General features: G+C 60.5%; 16 protein-coding genes and 1 riboswitch. Of the genes, 13 read left to right on the top strand and 3 right to left on the bottom strand.

The genetic code is table 11. The annotated features are described in order from the left end of the window. The 7 genes from JAB8_RS09525 to JAB8_RS09555 all read left to right on the top strand — a co-directional run. Positions 1 to 688: LysR substrate-binding domain-containing protein (locus JAB8_RS09525; protein ID WP_070289335.1), on the top strand; the 688-nt coding region annotated here is incomplete at its 5' end. 88 nt (positions 689 to 776) lie between these two features. Further along, positions 777 to 1,208 carry a nuclear transport factor 2 family protein gene (locus JAB8_RS09530; RefSeq protein ID WP_056139895.1) on the top strand — a complete coding sequence of 144 codons (432 nt, stop codon included), beginning with the start codon at positions 777 to 779 and terminating at the stop codon, positions 1,206 to 1,208. 11 nt (positions 1,209 to 1,219) lie between these two features. Next, positions 1,220 to 1,738: an RNA polymerase sigma factor gene (locus JAB8_RS09535; RefSeq protein WP_065306346.1), complete on the top strand. Its 519-nt coding sequence runs from the start codon at positions 1,220 to 1,222 to the stop codon at positions 1,736 to 1,738. Continuing rightward, positions 1,735 to 2,541, top strand: a complete 807-nt coding sequence (locus JAB8_RS09540; RefSeq protein ID WP_065306345.1) for an anti-sigma factor — start codon at positions 1,735 to 1,737, stop codon at positions 2,539 to 2,541. The genes JAB8_RS09535 and JAB8_RS09540 overlap by 4 nt, the downstream gene beginning before the upstream one ends. Before the next feature lie 23 nt (positions 2,542 to 2,564). Beyond that, entirely contained in the window at positions 2,565 to 2,978 is a 414-nt protein-coding gene (locus tag JAB8_RS09545) for a DUF305 domain-containing protein (protein WP_056139884.1), read from the top strand. 22 nt (positions 2,979 to 3,000) lie between these two features. After that, on the top strand, positions 3,001 to 4,365 hold the full coding sequence (locus JAB8_RS09550; RefSeq protein WP_245714249.1) for a cytochrome D1 domain-containing protein: 1,365 nt from the start codon (positions 3,001 to 3,003) through the stop codon (positions 4,363 to 4,365). 14 nt (positions 4,366 to 4,379) lie between these two features. Beyond that, the gene (locus tag JAB8_RS09555; protein WP_065306379.1) at positions 4,380 to 4,970 is read left to right on the top strand and encodes a uracil-DNA glycosylase; all 591 of its coding nucleotides are present in this window, start codon (positions 4,380 to 4,382) and stop codon (positions 4,968 to 4,970) included. A gap of 10 nt (positions 4,971 to 4,980) precedes the next feature. On the opposite strand, the gene JAB8_RS09560 is transcribed toward JAB8_RS09555, so the two are convergent. After that, complete coding sequence (locus tag JAB8_RS09560; protein WP_065306343.1) at positions 4,981 to 6,141, bottom strand: TDT family transporter; 1,161 nt, start codon at positions 6,139 to 6,141, stop codon at positions 4,981 to 4,983. 219 nt (positions 6,142 to 6,360) lie between these two features. Between JAB8_RS09560 and JAB8_RS09565 the strand changes: the two genes are divergently transcribed. The 5 genes from JAB8_RS09565 to JAB8_RS09585 all read left to right on the top strand — a co-directional run bounded on the left by JAB8_RS09565 (position 6,361) and on the right by JAB8_RS09585 (position 12,114). Continuing rightward, positions 6,361 to 7,341, top strand: a complete 981-nt coding sequence (locus JAB8_RS09565) for a malate dehydrogenase (protein WP_065306342.1) — start codon at positions 6,361 to 6,363, stop codon at positions 7,339 to 7,341. A gap of 92 nt (positions 7,342 to 7,433) precedes the next feature. Continuing rightward, positions 7,434 to 8,345, top strand: a complete 912-nt coding sequence (locus JAB8_RS09570) for a LysR family transcriptional regulator (protein ID WP_065306341.1) — start codon at positions 7,434 to 7,436, stop codon at positions 8,343 to 8,345. 52 nt (positions 8,346 to 8,397) lie between these two features. Further along, positions 8,398 to 8,468, top strand: a riboswitch (Fluoride riboswitch). A gap of 83 nt (positions 8,469 to 8,551) precedes the next feature. After that, positions 8,552 to 9,829, top strand: a complete 1,278-nt coding sequence (locus JAB8_RS09575; RefSeq protein ID WP_065306340.1) for a voltage-gated chloride channel family protein — start codon at positions 8,552 to 8,554, stop codon at positions 9,827 to 9,829. A 381-nt stretch (positions 9,830 to 10,210) separates the two neighbouring features. Continuing rightward, complete coding sequence (locus JAB8_RS09580) at positions 10,211 to 11,464, top strand: molybdopterin-dependent oxidoreductase (protein WP_070289336.1); 1,254 nt, start codon at positions 10,211 to 10,213, stop codon at positions 11,462 to 11,464. A gap of 11 nt (positions 11,465 to 11,475) precedes the next feature. Then, positions 11,476 to 12,114 carry a c-type cytochrome gene (locus JAB8_RS09585; protein WP_245714247.1) on the top strand — a complete coding sequence of 213 codons (639 nt, stop codon included), beginning with the start codon at positions 11,476 to 11,478 and terminating at the stop codon, positions 12,112 to 12,114. A 747-nt stretch (positions 12,115 to 12,861) separates the two neighbouring features. Here the strand turns inward: JAB8_RS09585 and JAB8_RS09590 are convergent. Further along, the gene (locus JAB8_RS09590) at positions 12,862 to 13,812 is read right to left on the bottom strand and encodes a site-specific integrase (RefSeq protein WP_070289365.1); all 951 of its coding nucleotides are present in this window, start codon (positions 13,810 to 13,812) and stop codon (positions 12,862 to 12,864) included. A 252-nt stretch (positions 13,813 to 14,064) separates the two neighbouring features. On the opposite strand from JAB8_RS09590, the gene JAB8_RS09595 reads away from it, so the two are divergent. Then, on the top strand, positions 14,065 to 15,090 hold the full coding sequence (locus JAB8_RS09595) for a DNA-binding protein (protein WP_070289337.1): 1,026 nt from the start codon (positions 14,065 to 14,067) through the stop codon (positions 15,088 to 15,090). A gap of 97 nt (positions 15,091 to 15,187) precedes the next feature. On the opposite strand, the gene JAB8_RS09600 is transcribed toward JAB8_RS09595, so the two are convergent. After that, positions 15,188 to 16,738 (bottom strand): DUF4158 domain-containing protein, encoded by a 1,551-nt coding sequence (locus tag JAB8_RS09600; protein ID WP_175445176.1) that lies wholly within the window; start codon positions 16,736 to 16,738, stop codon positions 15,188 to 15,190. Positions 16,739 to 16,766: the final 28 nt, after the last annotated feature.

A 16,766-nucleotide genomic window follows, 5' to 3' on the forward strand; every position in this document is an offset into this window, starting at 1 on the left:
GGGGGCTCAGCGCACGCTGGCCAGCGTGCGCGCCGCCGAAAACATGCTTTCGGAACTAGGTGAGATGAGGCGCGGCACGCTGGCCATTCATGCCAGTCAGACTATCGCCAGCTACTGGCTGCCTCGCCTGCTCGTTCAATTTCGTCAAACGTACCCCGCCATCGACCTGACTTTGGAAGTGGGCAATACCGACAGCGTGGCGCAGGCCATCCTGCTGGGTGGCGCTGACCTCGGTTTCATCGAAGGCGACATCGACGAACCCTCCCTGGCCATCGAAGCTGTGGGGGAGGATCAGCTCGTTGTCGTGGTAGCACCCGATCATCCATGGTCCGCCGGGGTGCCGCTGGCGGCTGCCGACCTGGTGCAGGCGCAATGGATTTTGCGCGAAACCGGTTCCGGCACGCGTTCGGCGTTTGAGAAAGCGCTGTCGGACATGGGCGTGCCGGTCGCCGCAATGCAGGTTGCTCTCAGCCTGCCGTCCAACGAGGCGGTGCGCAGCGCGGTGATGGCCGGTCCCTTTGCCACCGCGATTTCCGAACTGGTCGTGGCATCGCATGTTCAGGCGGGCCTGCTGGCGCGCGCGGCGCTGGTCCTGCCGGCGCGTGGGTTCTCGATGCTGCGTCATCCTGAACGCCATCGCAGCCGTGCGGCGCTGGCATTTGAAGAATTGATGAACACAAAAAAATAAATACAAATACATGGAATAAAAACAGGGCAATGACGTTTGCACCTGTAGCAAGCCCGTTTTTCAACCTGACCTGTACTGGACCGCACCCATGAAAACCACCCACCTGATGTTCCTGTTGGCCAGCACCATCGGCATCGCCACCACGGCTGTTGCCGGGCCTGCGCTGGATATGGCGCAAGCCCACTTCGCCGCCATTGGCGCCGGTGAACACGCCGCCATCGTGCATGATTACGCCGACAATGCGCGGCTGACCTGGGTTGGTGGACCGCTTGACGGCAGCTACGACGGTGCAGCCGCCATCGGCGCCGTATGGAGCAAGTTCGGCGCGATGGGCCCGCTGCGCGTCACCGTTATGGGCGCGTCCGAGTCGGTCAATCCGAAGGGTGCGACCGTCACGGCGGCAGTGCAATTCGACGGCAAGGCCTCCATCAAGGTGCGCTACGTGTTGACCTACCGCGACGGCAAACTGGTCAATGAAACCTGGCAGATCGATCCGAAGCTGGCCGCCAGCGCGATGTAATCACTGGTTCCATGAGCGTCCTGCCCCTTCTTCCCGGCGCGGAGTTGCTGGCGTGTGTCCCGCGGCTGCGGCGCTACGCGCGCGCGCTCGTGGGCGAGCGCGCCGCGGCCGATGACCTGGTGCAGGACACGCTCGAACGCGGCTGGGCCCAGCGCGCCGCGCTGCAACCCGGCACGGACGCGCGCGCCTGGCTGTTTGCGATCATGCACAATATGCGTATCGATCAGATACGGCGCGGCGCACTGGTCACCGAGCCGCTCGACGATGATACGCCGATGCCGGCCCTGGCGGATCGCAGCACGGTCAGCATCCAGGTGCGCGAGATGGATGCCGCGCTGCGCCTGCTGAGCGAAGAACAGCGCGCGATCCTGCTGATGGTCGGGCTGGAAGACATGCGTTATGAAGAAGTGGCGTCGACGCTCGGCATCCCGGTCGGGACCGTCATGTCGCGGCTCGCGCGCGCCCGCGAAAAGCTGCGCAGCCTGATGGACGGCGGCGCCCGCGTAAACTCGTTGAAAGTCGTGAAATGAACCTGCCCGTGACTGAAGCCGATCTGCACGCGTACGTCGACGGCGTGCTGCCGGCAGCACGCGCTGCCGAGGTCGCCGCCTACCTGGCAGAGCGCCCCGAGGAAGCTGCGCGCGTGCGCGCCTACGCGGCCCAGAACGACGCCATGCATCGCCTGTTCGATCCGGTGCTGGGCGAACCGGTCCCGGCGCCCATGGCAGCGGCCACCACGCCGCATCGCAACCGGCACTGGCAATGGCAGGCGCTGGCGGCGGGCCTGGCAATCGCGTTGGTGAGCGGTGGCGCCGGCTGGGGCTTGCGCGGCGCGGCAACTGGCCAGTCCCTGGCGCGTATGGAGCAGCAAGCGCCCGCGTATCAGCAGGCAGCGTGGTCCGGCCTGGCACACCAGGCCGCAATAGCCCATGCCGTGTACAGCCCGGATGTGCGCCGGCCAGTGGAAATTCGCGCCGACCAGGAAGACCAGTTGGTGACCTGGCTGTCGAAGCGCATGGGCAGCAAGATCCGTCCGCCGCATTTGGGCAAGCTGGGCTATGAACTGATCGGCGGGCGCCTGCTGCCCGGGGCCAGCGGGCCGGTAGCGCAATTCATGTACCACGACGGCGCTGGCCAGCGCCTGACGCTGTACGTGTCGACGGAGCAGGCGCGCAACAAGAACACCGGCTTTCGGTTCGCCAAAGAGGGCGACGTCAACGTGTTTTACTGGATCGACGGGAAGTTCGGCTATGCGCTGTCCGCAGCCGTCGACAAGGGCGAACTGGCACGGGTTGCCAGCGCCGTCTATGAACAACTGGAGGGACCGGTTTGAAATTTTCACTTTTTTTGGGCGCCATGCTCTGGTGCTGCACCGCCACAGTCTCGGCGCAGCATGCTGGCCACCATGGCGCGACTGCGCCGCCTGCCTCGTTTATCGCCAGTAGCGACAGGCCCTATGCGTCTCTCGCGGATGATGCCATGGCGATCATGGATGACGGCATGCGACGCGCGCCCACAACCGGGGATCCCGCGCATGACTTCATGAGCATGATGATTCCTCACCATCAAGGCGCGATCGATATGGCCAAGGCCATCCTGGTGCACAGTAACGACCGCGAACTGCGCAACCTGGCACAAGGCATCATCGTCGAACAACAGAACGAAATCAATGTAATGCGCGCCTGGTTGCAACGCTACCAGGCAGCCCACGGCGCAAGAGCCGATTCCACCAACGCAGACACCAGGAAAGACTCTCATGCAACTCACTGAATTGAATAAGCTCACCTTCGCCATGACGCTTGCGGTCGCTGCCATGGGTACTGCGCAGGCTGCGCCAGGCACACAGGACCGCGTCTATACAGCTGACCAGAACAGCAACACCGTTTCGGTGATCGATCCATCCACCAATCAGTTGCTGGGACAAATCCGGTTGGGTAATCAGCGGCCCGACATCCTGTCTCCTTTGTACAAGGGGCAAGTGAATGTTCATGGACTGGGTTTTTCGCCGGACCATAAAACCTTGATTGCGATATCGAATGGCTCCAATTCGGTGACCTTCATCGACACGGCCACCAATAAGGTCAAGGGCGTTACCTATATCGGGCGGTCGCCTCACGAAGGATTTTTCACCGCGGACGGTCGCGAAGTCTGGGTCGTGGTACGCGGCGAAGATTACGTCTCGGTCATCGATCCTGTCACCTTCAAGGAAAAACGCCGGATCCAGACAACAGGTGGTCCGGGCATGGTGATGTTCCATCCCGATGGCAAACTGGCGTTCGTGGTATCGAGCTTTAATCCTGTCGTCGATGTCATCGACATGAAAACATCCAAAGTGATCAAGCATATTTCTGTCACTAGCCCGTTCTCGCCGTTCTTGCAGTTCACGCCTGATTTCAAGGAAGTCTGGATGACGCACAAGGACGTTGGCAAGGTCACCCGCATCGACGTGGCGACGCTGACAGTCAAAGGCGTCATCGACACCGGTTTTATTACCAACCACCTGGCGTTCGGGAAGAACGCTGGCGGCGCAAGAGCCTACGTGACAGTGGGCGGAGAAAATGTCGTCAAGGTCTATTCCACCGGTGATCAGCCACAACTCATGGCGACGATACCGACCGGGGCCTTGCCGCATGGCGCATGGGCGTCGGACGACGGCAGCAAAGTGTACGTTGGTCTCGAAAACGGCGATGGTGTCGACGTGATCGACACCGCAAGCAACAAGGTCGTCGCGCATGTGGCGGCCGGCCAGGCGCCGCAAGCGCTTGTCTACGTGTCCCATGCCGTGCCCACCGGTGCTGGTACCAGCAACCTGGTGCCGCGTGTGAACGGCGAGTCGAGCAATATCGCTCTCAAGTCCCGCGGCGACGGCAAAGGATTCGTGGTCGTGCGCAGCCTGGGCGTGACCGATGCACTGGAAGTGTTCTTGTACAAACTGAAACCGGAGACTGTTTACAACGTCTACGCCGGTGGTCAGCGCGCGCCGGTGGGTCGCTTCAAGACTGACGGCAAAGGCATGGCGAACGGTACTGCCATTGGGCCCATGCGCGACGTGCGGCCGGGCCTGGCGCAGCAGCCTGCTGGCGCCAGCCGGATCCTGGTGATGGAGGGCGACACGCCAGCCGGAGCGGAGCAGGCAGCGCTGGCGAGCAGCGAGTGACGTCTGGCGTGCCGGTGGCTCCCTTGCTGGACGATGTAGCCGAACTGGCACGCCGCGTCGAACTGCTGTCTCTTCCCCATGTGGTCGCGCTCAACCAGTGGGTCGACACGCACGCAGCCGTCCGCGCGCTGCCGTACTTCGATCCGCTGGACGGCGGCGCCGATGCGTCCATTCTCATCTTGCTGGAAGCGCCGGCGCGCCATGCGATGCGCCCGCGCTTCGTCTCGCGCGACAATCCTGGTCCTGCGCAGCGCAATCTTCAACGTTTCCTGGCGCAAGCCGCCGTCGCGCGTGCGCGTACCGTGCTGTGGAATACCGTGCCCTGGCTGGCCGACGAGCAAGCTCCGCCGGCGCGCCTGGGTGTGGCGGCGGTACGTGCAGGCATCGCCATGCTAGGCGATGTGCTGGACCTCCTGCCATGCCTGCGGGTGGTCGTGCTGGCCGGACGCACGGCCCGCCAGGCCCACGCTGCCATCGAGGCCAGGCGGCCGGGCTTGATCGTACTGGAAATGCCTCATCCGAGTCCGCTATCTGTTTGTACGTCGCCAACTGTGGCCCCGCAAATCGTCGCGACACTGGCGCGCGCGGCGCAACTGGCGCGCTGAACGTTGGCCTTCAGGGCCGGTTCATCGACGCAATACAGGGAGAGACGAACAGGTTGCCACGGTAAGCGCCGAGCGCGGTGCGCCATGCGACAACCAGCCACAGGCTTGCCAGTACCACTACCAGCGCGCTGCCGAAGACCTCGAAGAACAGCGAATCGAGCACCTTCGCCAGACGCAGCGTGGTGACCGCGAATACGCCGAGCGGAAAGGTATAGCCCCACCAGCCCAGGTTGAATGGAACGGCTGCCCTGAAGTAGCGCAGCGTAATCAGGGTTGCCAGCATCATCCACCACAGGCCGAGTCCCCAAAGCAGCAGGCCGCTCACCACGCCCATCCCGTTGGCCACGTGGCCAACCTCGGCCAGGCCAAACGGCGCCAGCGTCGCCGGCGCGGCGGCGCCGAGCACCAGCATGCCGAGCGCGCCGGTGCCCACTGGTCCCAGCGCCAGCCAGCTCGATGCCGCCATGCTTTCGTGCGGCAGTTTGTGCAGGGCCATGCGTAATAACAGAATCGCGAGAATGCTGAGCGCCACTGGCACCGAGTATGCCCACAGCACGTAGCCGGTGATCAGGACTGTGAAGCGCGCGCCACCATCCTGCAGGTGCGGCACAAGCAGCCCGGCGCTCGCCGCTGCAACCTCGGCAGCGACGACCGGCAGCAGCCAGACCGCCGTCATCTGGTCGATGCTGTGCTGCTGGCGCGTGAACATCAGGTAAGGAATGAGGACGCCGCAAGCAAGTGCCATGGCCACATCGATCCACCACAAAGCTTCGGCCACCGCGACGGCGGCGGCGCCCCAGCGCGCCACGCCAAAGCTGAGAAATCCATTGATAATTGTAGCTAATCCCATGGGAATGGTACCGAAGAACATGGAGACGGTCGCATGGCCGAACACCTGTTTCGCTTCGTCGAAAAACATGACCCAGCGCGCGCTGTACAGCGCGGCAAACAACACGAACAGCGCAATGTTAAAAAGCCAGAGTCCCTCGGCCAGGCGGGCCATCCCCGGGAGCGCGCCTGGCAGTTGGGCGAGCGCAAGCGACAAGATGCCGGTGCCCATCGTTGCCGCAAACCAGTTCGGCGTAAACTGACGGATCACTTCGATAGGACTGCGCAGCTGGCGTAAGGGTGTGGCGCCAGCGGCCATCGCCTGAATTTCCTTGAATGACATGCAAATCCTTGATTGAAGGCGTGAAGCCGGATGGCATCCGGCATATTCCGTCAGCATAAAGCAAAGGCCGTACTAGCATTAATCAACCTGTTTCCTAGCTAGATATGACTTGAATTATGCGTTTTCCTGTTTTGATGCGGAGTATTAAAGTGGTTTCATTCTGCTGACCTGCAAAGGTCGCGGTCAGCACCGCTCCCCACCATTTACGAGGAAAACATCATGCACGCTCCAAAACGTATCGCGGTCACCGGCGCCGCCGGACAAATCGGTTATGCCTTGCTGTTTCGCATCGCCAGTGGCGATTTGCTGGGCCCAGATCAGCCGGTTATCCTGCACCTGCTTGACCTTCCCCGCGCGCTCGGCGCACTGAACGGCATCCGAATGGAGTTGGATGATTGCGCGTTTCCACTGTTACAGCAAGTCGTCATCACGGATGATCCACTGACAGCGTTTCGCGACATCGATCTCGCGATCCTAGTCGGCGCGCAGCCGCGCAGCAAGGGCATGGAACGCAAGGATTTGCTGGCGGCGAACGCCAACATTTTTGCCGAACAAGGCAGAGCACTCAACGCGGTTGCGCGGCGGGACGTGAAAGTGCTCGTGGTGGGCAATCCCGCCAACACCAATGCGCTGATCGCCATGACGGCGGCGCCCGATCTGGCGCCGTCCTGCTTCAGCGCGATGATCCGCCTCGACCAGAATCGCGCGCAAGCGATGCTGGCCCAGCACCTGCACCAGCCGGTGGACCGTGTCAGCCAACTCGTGGTATGGGGTAACCATTCGCCGACCATGTACCCGGACTATCGCCATGCCGAGGTCGATGGCCGGCCAGCGCCACTCGCCGTTGGCGACGAGTCATGGAATCAAGAGGTGTTCATTCCGACGGTCGCGCAACGGGGAACTGCAGTGATTGAAGCACGCGGCCTGTCCTCTGCAGCGTCGGCGGCCAATGCCGCATTGGACCACATGCGCGACTGGGTCTGCGGCAGCGCCGGGCGTTGGGTGTCGATGGCCCTGCCATCTGACGGATCGTACGGCATCGCCACGGGAATTTTCTTCGGCGTTCCCGTAGTTTGCCATGGCGGCCAGATCGAACGCGTCGCCGGCCTGGACATTAATGCGTTCGCCAGGGAGAAGTTGCAGCGGGCCGAGGACGAGCTGCGGCAGGAGCGTGCGGCGGTCGAGCACCTGCTGCACTAAGCGTCCAGGCCGGCCGCCATATGCGCAGCCTCGCGAGATACGCACCGGTGCCGCCTCGTATAATCCTGCATCGACTTCACGGATCCGGCTTCATGCGCCTTTCACTTCGCCAGCTCCAGATATTCCTGGCCGTCGCGCAATGCGGCAGCACGACGGCCGCCGCGACGGCACTCGCGCTATCGCAATCGGCGACAAGTGCCGCACTCAACGAGCTCGAATCGCTTCTCGACATCGTCCTGTTCGACCGGGTTGGCAAGCGCCTCGTCATCAACGATAACGGCCGCGTGCTGCTGCCGCAGGCACGCGAGATGCTCGACGCTGCAGCGACGATCGAGAAGCAGTTCGGCCGCCATGCGGCGCTCTCAGGAAACGGGCTGAACTTGGGTGCGAGCACGACCATCGGCATTTATGTGCTGCCGCCATTATTGGCCGCCGCATTCGGCAAGCATGCGGCCAATCCGCCACTCGTCAAAATCAGGAATACCGCCGAGATCGCCGCTGCCGTCGCGAACTTTGAACTCGACCTCGGGTTTATCGAAGGCCCGTGCACCGACGCCGCCCTGGAAGTGGCACCATGGCTCACCGATGAACTGCTGGTAGTCGGCGCGCCCGATCATCCACTGGCGCTGCAGAGCGCACGACGCGAGGTCACGCTGGATGAATTACGCGCCGCCCACTGGCTATTGCGGGAACCGGGCTCGGGAACGCGCGATGCCGTAGAGCAGGCGCTTGCGCCGTACCTGCACAGCCTTCGTTCGGCCGGAGAGTTCAGCAATGCCGAAGCGATCAAGCATGGCGCCGCCGAAGGACTGGGACTAGCCTGCCTGTCGCGGCTGATCGTGGCCGATTTCCTCGCGAACGGCCGCCTGGTTGCGCTATCGACGGCACTGCCGCCCTTGACCAGGCATTTTTTCATTGTCTACCACCGGCGCAAATTGCTGTCCCCCAGGTTGCAGGCGTTTCTGACATTCTGCCGCACAGAGCCGGTGCGTAGCCATCCATAGCGCAGCGGTCGGATAGCGGGCGCCTTGTCGAGACCGCTGGCTTTGCGATATGATCGCACCAGGAGATGACGTTCCTCCTTGAACCGCAGTGGAAACAGCGCTGCTGATGACGTCTACAGACACCTGACCTTGGTCGGGGCTGTAGGCGTTCGCGTTCACACCCCGGTCATTGGTCAGCCCGTATCGTTCGAGCAAAGATCGACCCAATGACAAACTCTTCCAATATTTTTCATATCGAGCAAATCGCACTGTTGCCTTCCATCGGCAAATGGCTGTGCATGGCAAGCGTGGTCGCCGCACTTGCCGGCAGCGCTGCTGCAGTATTTTTAATGACCCTCGATCATGCCACCGCGTGGCGCGAGGCGCATCGCTGGATCATCTGGCTGCTACCGGTTGCCGGGTTCGGCGTGGGAATGGTCTATCACCTGGCCGGTCGATCGGTGGAGCGCGGCAATAATCTCATCATCGACGAGATCCATGATCCCCAAAAGGTCATCCCGTTGCGTATGGTGCCGCTGGTGTTGGGCGGCACCGTCGTCTCGCATTTGTTCGGCGCGTCCGTAGGGCGCGAGGGAACTGCCGTTCAAATGGGCGCGGCGCTGGCCGATCAGCTCACGCAACTGTTTCGCGTCACGCCGGAGGGCCGCCGGGTCCTGCTGATGGCGGGCATGAGCGCCGGCTTTGCCGCAGTGTTCGGGACGCCACTCGCAGGCACCATCTTCGGCCTGGAAGTGCTCGCCATCGGCCGCATCCGCCATGACGCACTATTGCCCTGCGTTGTCGCCAGCCTCGGCGCCGACCAGGTCTGCCTGGCATGGGGCGTTCACCATACACACTATGCAATCGGGACGATCGTCCCTGTCGGCTTCTGGAGCGTTGCCGCCGTAATCGTCGCTGGCATCGTCTTCGGCCTGGCCGGCATGGCATTTGCCGTGAGTGCGCGCCGGGTGGGTGCCGCGGCGAAGCGGTGGGTTGCCTATGCGCCGCTGCGCCCGGCGATAGGCGGAATCCTCATCGCGCTTGCGGTATGGGGGTTCGATGCGTGGCACTACACCGGATTGGGCATCCCGGAGATCGTGCGCGCGTTCCAGCAGCCAGGGTCTCCCTGGGACTTTTTCGGCAAGATGTTTTTCACTGTCCTGTCGCTGGGCACCGGCTTCAAGGGGGGCGAGGTCACGCCGCTGTTCTACATCGGCGCGACGCTCGGGAACGCCCTTGCACCGATCCTGCATCTGCCGTTTGCCATGCTCGCCGGCCTGGGTTTTGTGGCCGTTTTTGCCGGCGCGGCGAATACCCCGATCGCAACTACGCTGATGGCCATCGAGTTGTTCGGGCCGGCAATCGGACCGTTCGCGGCCATCGCGTGCGTGACGGCTTATTTGTTTTCGGGCGACACCGGCATTTATCACGCGCAGCGTATCGGGCGGGGCAAGCACGGGATGTACCGGGGTGCCATTGCGGCCCCGGAATCTTCGATACGCTAACTGCAGGCGAGCAGAAATGTATGCTTGCGCGCGAATTCCGCATCCGTTGGGAGAACTTATATCGACATTAACCGTCGGGTTTAACACCTTAAACAGATTTTCCGGTTCGCTGCACTTCCTACCCCTGGCCCAAAAGTCTTCCACGGGCCAGTTTCAAGACCAATCCGATGGGCATGGCCAACGGCACTGCGATCGCGCCAATGCGCGACGTGAGCAACAGTCTGAACTCCAGGCCGTGACCGCGAGCCGCGTCTTGGTGATGGAAGGCGACGTTGCAGCCCATCCACAAGAGGCCGTACTGAGCAGCGCGCAGTAAGCAAATTGCGACAAAACTGTGTCAGTATGGCACTGAACAGTTTCATAACAATAACGGAGACCCGTATGGCGAAGACCTCGTTGGTATTGACGGCGGAGGCGGCGCGGCGCCGTTCCTTTCTGAGGCAGGCAGGCACGTTCGGTGCCGTCACCGCTTTCGGCAGCCCGGTATTGAGCGCGCTGGCTGCAGAAGCCGGCCACGTCACGCTGCCGTTTGAAAACGGCGAGCGCGAACTGGTCGCGTATCCCCAAAAGCGACCGCTGATCCTGCTTACCGCCCGTCCGCCGCAGCTGGAAACTCCGTTCAGTGTGTTCAACGAATCGGTGATTACGCCGAACGATGCGTTCTTCGTGCGCTATCACTGGAGCGGCATTCCCACCGCGGTAGATGCGCAGACGTACCGCCTGCGCGTCGGCGGCAATGTCAATACTCCATTGGAACTCTCACTCGCCGACCTCAAGCAAATGGCCGAGGCCACCGAGCTGGTCGCCGTTAACCAGTGCTCCGGTAACAGCCGCGGTCACTTGTCGCCGCGCGCCAACGGCGGCCAGCTATCGAACGGCGCCATGGGCAACGCCCGCTGGACAGGCATCCCGCTACGTAAGGTGCTGGAAAAGGCGGGCGTAAAGGCCGGGTCAGTGCAGGTCTCGTTCAATGGCCTTGACACTCCGCCGGTTGGTGACGGGCCCGATTTCATGAAGGCCCTCAATATCGATCATGCGCTCGACGGCGAGGTAATGCTGGCGTCGCAAATGAACGGGGTCGACATGCCCATGTTGAATGGCTATCCGCTGCGGCTGGTTGTACCTGGTTACTACGGCACCTATTGGGTCAAGCATCTCTCCGACATTACCGTTACCGACAAGGTATTCGACGGATTTTGGATGAGCACCGCATATCGCATCCCGGACAACCAGTGCGCCTGTACCGAACCGGGAAAGGCGCCGACCAAGACTATCCCGATCAATCGCCTCAACGTGCGTTCGTTCGTGACCAGCCTGACCGACGGCATGCATGTCAAGGCGGGGCGTCAGACTGTAGTGCGCGGAATCGCGTTCGACGGCGGCTACGGCGTGAATGAAGTGGCGTTTTCATCCGACGGTGGAAGGAACTGGCAGGCAGCACAACTGGGCAAGGACTTGGGGCGGTACTCCTTCCGAGAGTGGAGCGCGGCGTTCACGCCGAAACAGAAAGGGAACCACGAACTGCTGGTACGGGCGGTGAACCGGATTGGTCAAGGCCAACCCGCGAGTGCACTGTGGAACCCTGCCGGCTACATGCGCAACGTGGTCGAATCAACGCGCGTCGTCGCGGTATAAGGGGAACAAAATTGAAACATCCACTGATTTGTTCTCTGTTCACCATCGGCCTGATGGCTGCGGCCCCAGCTTTCGCCCTCGACATTCAGCTTCCGCCTGAAACTGCTGTCTTCAAACCCAGCGATTTGCCGGGATATGCGCTGGCCCAGCGCAACTGCATGACATGTCATTCAGTCCATTATATCCAGTCGCAGCCAACGACGTCGCCTCGCGGCTACTGGGATGCGACCGTGAAAAAGATGAAGAAACCGTTCGGCGCACAATTTCCCGATGCGGATATCCCGGACATCGTTGATTATCTGGTCAAGACCTACGGGGCCGAGCGCAGTACCGCAATTCCGACTGCGACAGCAGCGGTAAAGCCAGCTGCCGTGGCACGGACGGTCGGGACCGCCGCCGCAACCGACACAAAAGCGCTGCTTGCCACAAATGCCTGCACGGGATGTCATTCGATCGACAAGAAAATCGTCGGGCCGGCATTCAAGGAAGTGGTTGCTAAATACAAGGGAAAGGCAAACGCAGAGTCATTGGTAGCGCACAATATTCGGGCAGGCGGCGCCGGCAAATGGGGGCCTGTACCGATGCCAGCATTCGCCCAACTGAGCGAGACCGAGGCGATGGCTTTGGCGCATTACGTCCTGGCGCAGTAACTTTGATGCGGCGTTGCGGCAGATAAGAACGTGCGCTCTTGAATTTGGTCGCCACTCGATGTCAAGTCGAAGCGATAGTCCTGCGCGCCATAATTATTAGTGATGCTGCTGGGAACACCAGGTAGTCGGGCCGGACGCAGCATGCTTGCGCAACGTCCACTCCGATCACCGCAGCAAAGCCGCGTGGCGAAGGGATGGTGAAAAGGATCTGCCGGCCGCAAACGAGTGGACGGGGGAGAAAGAGGAACCTTGGCATATTACCTCGGCAGGGCCAGGCGCTCCACCTTGGTGCGCATGCCAACCTTGGCGCTTACCGCAAAGTGTAGGTTCTGTCGCGTTGTTGAGCGCAGCGCGGAATTTCCCTGGTGCGCATAACCGCGGCTTACAGGCTTAAAGCAACCCTACCTAGTCGTTTAGGCGACAGCAGAATGAAAAGGATCGCATTGATGCGAACGGCTGCTTTGGGTCGAAAGCGGTCCTACATTGAAGGACACGTTGCCTTAGCGCCCGATTTTTTCCGAATCCTGTGTTCTTCCCTTCCAGAATATGGTTCAAAAGCGGTGAGTGACTCATCGTGATTCCGAAAATTTATACAGTCCATTGTATCGGATAGGCGTCTCCCTGCGAGACGCTGCAGTCGCAACGCGTCTCGTTTTTACATGTTTTGACCCAGTAGCAACGATCAAACCCGAGCAGTTGACTATCAGATGCTCAGTGGATAGGTCCGGCAATTAACTAATGGGCTAGTCACTTGCCCCCAGTAGGACGCAGGGCATGCTCAATACGGCGCTGGTTAAAGGAATCTTCCCGATCGATGTAGCGCATGGCGGACTGTGCATTTTTCCAGCCCACATGCTCCATCAGCGTTCTCAGATCCCACCCATTCGCGGTTGCCCAACTGGCAAAGCCGCGGCGCAGCGAGTGGGCACTGTACAACTCAGGCGCATCCACGCCAGCTTCCTGCAGGATATTACGCAGAAGCGGCACCAAGCTATCGATGTTTAGGCCGTTAGCGCTAATGTTGGCCCAGCGATCAATGGCACGAAACACCGGCCCAGCCGTCAATCTCGCTGCAGCGATCCATTCCTCATAAGCGGTGACAGGGCATAGGCGCGATAGCAACGGCACCTTGAAGTTGCCGCCTTTGAGCTGGCGATCACCCTTGGTGCGCGGCAAAAAGCAAGTCATCCCTTCACCTGGCGTGATGTGAATATGCTCGATCTGCACGCGCGTCAGCTCATCGCCGCGAAACCCGCGCCAGAAACCCAGCAAGAACAATGCTTTATTGCGGCGGTACCGCAGCTCGGCGGCCAGTTCTCCCTGGGATTGCGCGGCGTCGGCGTTGGCCGTCAACCAGTGATCGACCAACATGAGTTGATCGATCTGAAAGGGTTTTGCTCGCTTTTCCTGGGCGGGGTGCAGCGTCTGGATACCGCGCAAGACTTGGCGTACTACCGGTGCCTTGGTTGGGTCTGGAAAGCCCTGGTCGAGATGCCACTGGGCTAATGCGGCCAATCGCTGACGCAGGGTGTTGACAGCGTGTTTGCCGGCACGGTCGGCCAGGTAGCGTGCCACGCTATCCGGCGTCGCCGGCAAAAGACCACCCCATTCCACTTCAAAATCGCGGAGCGCGCTTTGATAGCTTTTTCGCGTGTTCTCGCGCGTAGCAGCCTGCAGAAAGAGGTCGATATCAGACATGGCATGACAAGGCTGAAAAGCGGGCGGGTAAGGCCGGCTGGATAGATCGTGGCGAGCGGCGTCACCAATTATGTCCGGCTCTATCGGCAAATGTACAGCAAACGCGGCCAAAATGGCACGAAAAGACGTCTGACACAGGATAACCATATATTATCCTGCTTTAATTTCAAGGAAAATTTGAGCTTGAATTTCTCGAAAAATGGTATGTAATTACATGGTATGTAATCCATCATCTTATTTCGTGGAGACGCCATGGCCCGCGCCGGACTGTATCAATCGGATATCAAAAAAGCGCGCGATGCGTTGCTGGCGCAAGGGCGCTACCCCTCGGTCGACGCAGTCCGCGTTGCATTAGGCAACACTGGGTCCAAGACCACCATCCATAAATATCTGAAAGAACTGGAGACGGAAGAAGGCTCTGGTGACGGGCGCAAGGCGCCGATCAGCGATGCCTTGCATGATATTGTGGTTCGGCTGGCCGCGCGACTGCATGAAGAAGCCGACGAACGGACCTCGGCTATCGAGTCTCGGAACGCCGAGCAGGAGCGAGACCATGCCGCGGCCGTGAACAACTATATGAAAGAACTGGCGGCACTACAACAGCAATTGCGCCAGGCCAGGGAGGACGGCGTCGAGGAAATACGGACGCATACCCAAACTCGCTCCAGTCTGCAAAATGAGACCATCTTGCGCCACACAGCGCAGCAGCAGGTGGCCGATTTGCAAGAGCGCCTGGCCGAAAATGAGGCGCACCGGCGGTCGCTAGAGGAAAAGCATGCCCATGCGCGCGACTCCCTGGAGCATTATCGTCAGTCAGTCAAGGAACAGCGCGATCAGGATCAGCGGCGCCATGAACAGCAGACACAGCAACTGCAAGCCGAGTTACGGCAACAGCAACAAGCGGTGGTGCTCAAACAGGAAGAGGCGACTCGATTGAACCAGGAAGGCGCTAAATTGGTTGCCGAGCTGTCACATGCCAAACAGGCGCTTTACGAGCAACAAGCGCTCGGCCGTCGGCAAGATCAAAAGATCGATCAGCTTCATGCGGAGCAGCTGCATGCCGGAGACCTGGAACGACAACTTGCCGCCAAAGTGACTGGGAATGAGGTATTGCTGGGGCAGGTAGCAGAATTGGAAAAGGAGTTGGGGGGACTGAAAACCCGATTCCATGAACTCGAATTGTCCTTGGCCCAAGCTAACGCTAGAGCAGAAGCGAGCCAAGGCATCAGTGAGGAGTTGCGGGGTTATCTACAGTCACTGGACCGACCACCCGCCTAAGAGAAGAGCTAGAGACTGGCCTGGGCAGCCGGCCACCAGTCAAAATGAAGAGATATCGCAACAAAAATCAGAATTAAAATTCTTTAAAAACAAAAACTTAGATCAAATTTTGGGGATTTTTACAAGAATCCGGGCCGACCCTCTGATAGGAGTCCCAGTCGATCAGTTGCACCCGGTAGTCGCTGTACTGGTCACTGTTGGCGACGTACAGATCCCCCGACTGCAATTCCTGCATCGCCTCGGTCAACACGCACAGCTCGAAATACTTGCGGTTGACCTCGGTAACCGGCGCGCCGCCTGACCGCTGGCCAGTGATCAGCCGGCGCCATTTTTCCGGGATCCATTTGAGGTTGATGTTCGCGCCGGCAATCGAAATACAGTCTCTATGGCTTTGGCGGTTGGCCAGCACAAAGCGGATGGCGGCGATGAGCGACAGGTCTGCGGACGTGGACTCCAGGTTCAGCAGGCCCAGACAGTTGAGCAGCAAAGGCCGCTGCGTCTGGTAGGGAGCCAACATGAACGGCAAGTAGTTATTGCCCGCATAGGCGATATGCTCATCACACTCGATCAGCAGGCTTCCCGGATCGTCATGAAAGGCTGCCGCGATGCGTGTGCCGCGCTCCGCGTCGGTCTCGCCTTCCTGAAACGCTTCGAGTACGTCACGCAGCTGGGCGATCAGTTTCTCGGCGCGCTTTTGATGTTCGAGATAGTATTGCTGGAGCGCAAGCTCGGCGCCGGTGTGGATTTTTCGAAGCTTACGGATGAACATGCCCACCGCATCGTCCAGCGCCTTGCACAGCTGGGCGTGAAACAGCAGGACCATCAGCGCATAGCGCTTGTTGGGCTGCGTCGACTTCATGTCCGCGGCATCCAAGGCCCGCGCCTCATGGATATATTGGCTGCGCTTGACGACAGGAATGTGATCGACCGCCGGCAGTTCGCTAGACCAGCTTTTGAGCCAGCCTATGTGTTCGAGGTACTGGCGCACTTCCGTGTTGGTCGGCTTCTTCGGCTCCAGCTTCAGTTGCTGCCACCCGGTGAGCGACTGTTGCGGTGCGCTCGCCAGCATGGCGTCAAATCTCTCGATGACGGCCGCCGCGAGGGGTTCGGCCAGCGAGCGGAAAAAGCGGTCGTTGACCTGGTTTCGCACTTTCTGCGCTTTCCGGTTCAAGGTGCTAAACGCCGGCAGCTCGAAACGTTGCCGGATCAATTCCTCGATGACGACGTTGATGATGTCGGCTAATTCCTGCTTTGTCTGCGCCGCCTCGGTTGCCGCCGATTGAATCGCGCTGTCCGTGTCGGCTGTAACGGGGCGGATGCCCAAATAGCTCCGGATGGCCTCCATAAAGCGCTGGCGCGAATCCGATCGCTCCTCGAGGGCGATATCGCGGGCTGGAATGGAACGGTTGTGTGTCGATTTCGACAGGAAGGAAACGATTGGCGCGGGAATGTCCGCCAGCATGGGAAAGTAGCCCAGCCGCTGCACTGCTTTTAGTAACAGCATGATATACAGCCGCGCGGGAGCTGTACGCCCTGTTCTGCGTGCGAATCGAAGTTCCTCGTCGCTCGGCGTGTAGACATCTGCCAGCTCGCGGTGGGTCAGCTCCGGCTTGAACCGCGGATAGGCCGTTTCATGAATACTGGTCAAGCAAGTCCCTTCGATTAACTAGCAGCGA

Origin of the sequence: Janthinobacterium sp. HH106, assembly GCF_001758725.1 — a bacterium.
Classification (GTDB): Bacteria; Pseudomonadota; Gammaproteobacteria; order Burkholderiales; family Burkholderiaceae_D; genus Janthinobacterium.